Here is a 2,892-nt window from a genome sequence, read left to right on the forward strand (position 1 = left end):
CTTTATTTGAATCCTCATCAAATGGGGGAAGAGACAACCTTGAGAAGGTAGAATCCCTTATGGATCAAGCCTTCTCAAAAGCTGCGTAATTTCTATTTATATATCATCGCATACCACCTCTCACCGGACAGGATTATTATAGCTTTCCCGGCCGGGGGACGCAACCTCCAGCAGAACAAGTTTAGGTTAAGAGGATAAAGGACCTCAACCTCATCTATAGGCGAATTCGGATTAGGAACGAGGAGCGAGGATGTGTCCAAAAAATGGGGTTCACTACAATCATAGCGCTTGACTTGATCGACGGCAGGTGATATAGCATCAGCCGTAGAAAACGAATGGGAGGTCTCAAACATGAGAAGAATTTGCCTGTATATCGTGTCGCTGGGTATCATCGCGATCTTTTTGGGATGTGCCGCCACAACCCAGCAGACCACGTCGACCGGCGAGAGATCGACTCAGGCCCAAGCTCAGGCTAAGACGGAGGTATCGAAACCGGCAGCCGAGAAGATGCCGAAAGCGGCGGCGGCTCAGAGCACGATTCAGAACGATCCCTCAACGGGAGAGATATCCGGCACGTGTACCCTGACCATACTCTTTCTCCCATCGCTGGGAAGAAGCTTCGACAGAGCTATGTTCGGATTGAAGAACGTCGCCAATATACTCAACCACAAGACCAAGGTGAGCGTGGACCCGAGGTTGGGGATCGCTTCAGTGGCCCCTAATATGTTGTATTCCCTAAAGGCCCCCTTCCTGCTGGTGAAGCCCTCCCGCGAGCTATCGAACGCCCAAACCAAGCAGGCCCTGGCGGATTACGCCCAAAGGGGTGGTTTCATCCTGGTTGACGGCATATGGCAGGGGGAACTGGTGCCGAACTCCGCCCGGTCACCAATCACACCCGATCATCAGATCCTGCTTTACCCCAACATGATAGGCAATCTGCCGGGGCAGTTGAGAAGGATGGAGCTCGTTCAGTCCGGCGGGAGGGTTATCGGTGTGATCACACACGGTGAACTTACCCCACAGTGGGCGAGGGCCACGTCGAGTATGGCTGCCTCCACCGTTCAGGTGAAACTGGGGATCAACCTCATAATTTACGCCCTGACTCAGAGCAAGCTCTGCAACAACTCGAACTTCGATATCTACAAGGATCCGAACTCAAGGGAATATCGGAGGAAACATCCTCGAAAGGTCGAGCTGTCCCCCGAGATATGAGATGATGTGGGGGGTGAGAGACATGAAAGCCGAGATGATGGAGGTCGTGGAACACCTTCGTCTGAGAAACGACGTGGTCGGGGTTTTCCTCCTAAGCGGGCCGGTGAGATCGCGATTCGTCGTCGTAGCTCAATCCGAACCCCAATGTCTGGAGAGGCTCTGGCACGGAATAGACGGGGATATCATATCCTTCGAGGTGATAGGGTTAAGGGAGTTGGAGAGGATGATCCGCTCGGCCGAGCGAAACGGATATGTGCCTCCGGAGTATCTATCGCTGGCGGACGCCGAGGTGCTCTTCGATACGATGTCCATCCTCGGCGAGGCCAAGGAGAGGTTTTCCGAACTCAAGGATCGCCGGTTTAGACTCAACGAGTCGGATCAGAGGAGATACAGGTGTGAGCTCTCCGTCCTCATGGAGGAGATCAAATCGCCCTGTCAGACCGATCTGGCCAGAGAGGTCAGGATATTCCAGCTGATCGAAACCGCTCTCAAGTGCTACATGGACCTGAACGGGATGAGATGGACGAACCTGGATGAGGCCATCGAGAGGGTGAGGAGGAAGGACATCGATCTGTATGAGAGGATGATCGAGGCCATCAGAGGTGAGAAAGGGGAGAGGAGGATCGCCGCCCTGGAGGAGATCCTGGCGAAGGTTTTAACCCCGATCGGCGGGGTGTGGCGATCGGACGAGCCGATAGCCGTGGGCAGATGTTCCAGATGCAGGGAGTCCTCCTTCTGTCTCCGCTCGCCCGAGGATGAGGCACGGAGATTTTTCAGACCTATCCTCTGATCAACCTTCAGCCGTTAGCATGTTGAGCGTTTTAACGCTCAACGTGCTGACGCTTCTTAACGGTAGGGGGGAACTTCATGTCTAAGAACGAATTTCTGTCCCTGAACGGGGAGTGGGATCTTTACTATGTCGATCCCGGCGTGGGCGAGGATATCGGCCTACATCGGGAGGAGGAGCCCCATCTCCCCGCCATCCCGGCCAGCGTGCCGGGCGAGGTGCATCTGGATCTGAAACGGGCCGGAAAGATACCGGACCCATACTACGGGCGAAATGCCGAGCTGTGCCGCTGGATGGATGAGAAGGACTGGTGGTATCGCAGGAGGTTTAAGCTGGATCGAAAGGGCAAAAAGGTGTTCCTGAAGTTCAAGGGGCTCGATACCTTCGCCACCGTATATCTGAACGGTGAGAGGATCGGCAGGGCAATTACAGCGGTGATTGGCATCGGTTTAAGATCGTCAATAAGGAGAAAGAGGTTGATTTCTACGTGGATGATAAATTCATCGGAACGGTCACTAAGAACGAGAAGATTAAGTCCCGTTACTTCATGGTAACCCCCGATCATTATACCACTCATTACTCCGGGACTCTGCTTATAGACTACGTTAAACTCTCCGGACCTTCCATATTCCCCGTGGAACCGATGGATAAATTAAGCGTGAGGTGGGGCGAGATTAAATTGGGTTTAACCGGGGCGCTGTGAGGAAAGAGCCAAAACGATGACAAGGCGGAAATTTCTGAAGGGAATAGGGGGTGTGGCTTTGTGAATGAGGAGAAGATCGGAACGGTCGGCCTGTCGCTCGGGGGCGAGACCGTGATGTACGTCGCGGCGCTGGATGAACGAATCAGGATCGCCGTCAGCAGCGGATGGTTGACCGCCATTCCGAATATGA

At 53.8% G+C, this 2,892-nt stretch carries 4 protein-coding genes; all 4 read left to right on the forward strand.

The genetic code is table 11. From position 1 onward, the window contains the following. Nucleotides 1-351: 351 nt before the first annotated feature. Nucleotides 352-1,212, forward strand: coding sequence for a DUF4159 domain-containing protein (locus tag J7M22_02020; protein ID MCD6505379.1), 861 nt, complete (start codon nt 352-354; stop codon nt 1,210-1,212). A 22-nt stretch (nt 1,213-1,234) separates the two neighbouring features. Continuing rightward, a complete protein-coding gene (locus J7M22_02025; protein MCD6505380.1) occupies nt 1,235-2,002 on the forward strand; it encodes a hypothetical protein in 768 nt (255 codons plus the stop codon). A 77-nt stretch (nt 2,003-2,079) separates the two neighbouring features. Then, the gene (locus tag J7M22_02030; protein ID MCD6505381.1) at nt 2,080-2,553 is read left to right on the forward strand and encodes a hypothetical protein; all 474 of its coding nucleotides are present in this window, start codon (nt 2,080-2,082) and stop codon (nt 2,551-2,553) included. Further along, nucleotides 2,454-2,702 (forward strand): hypothetical protein, encoded by a 249-nt coding sequence (locus tag J7M22_02035; GenBank protein ID MCD6505382.1) that lies wholly within the window; start codon nt 2,454-2,456, stop codon nt 2,700-2,702. The genes J7M22_02030 and J7M22_02035 overlap by 100 nt, the downstream gene beginning before the upstream one ends. Nucleotides 2,703-2,892: the final 190 nt, after the last annotated feature.

The sequence above is a fragment of the Candidatus Poribacteria bacterium genome (genome assembly GCA_021162805.1).
GTDB lineage: Bacteria > Poribacteria > WGA-4E > B28-G17 > B28-G17 > JAGGXZ01.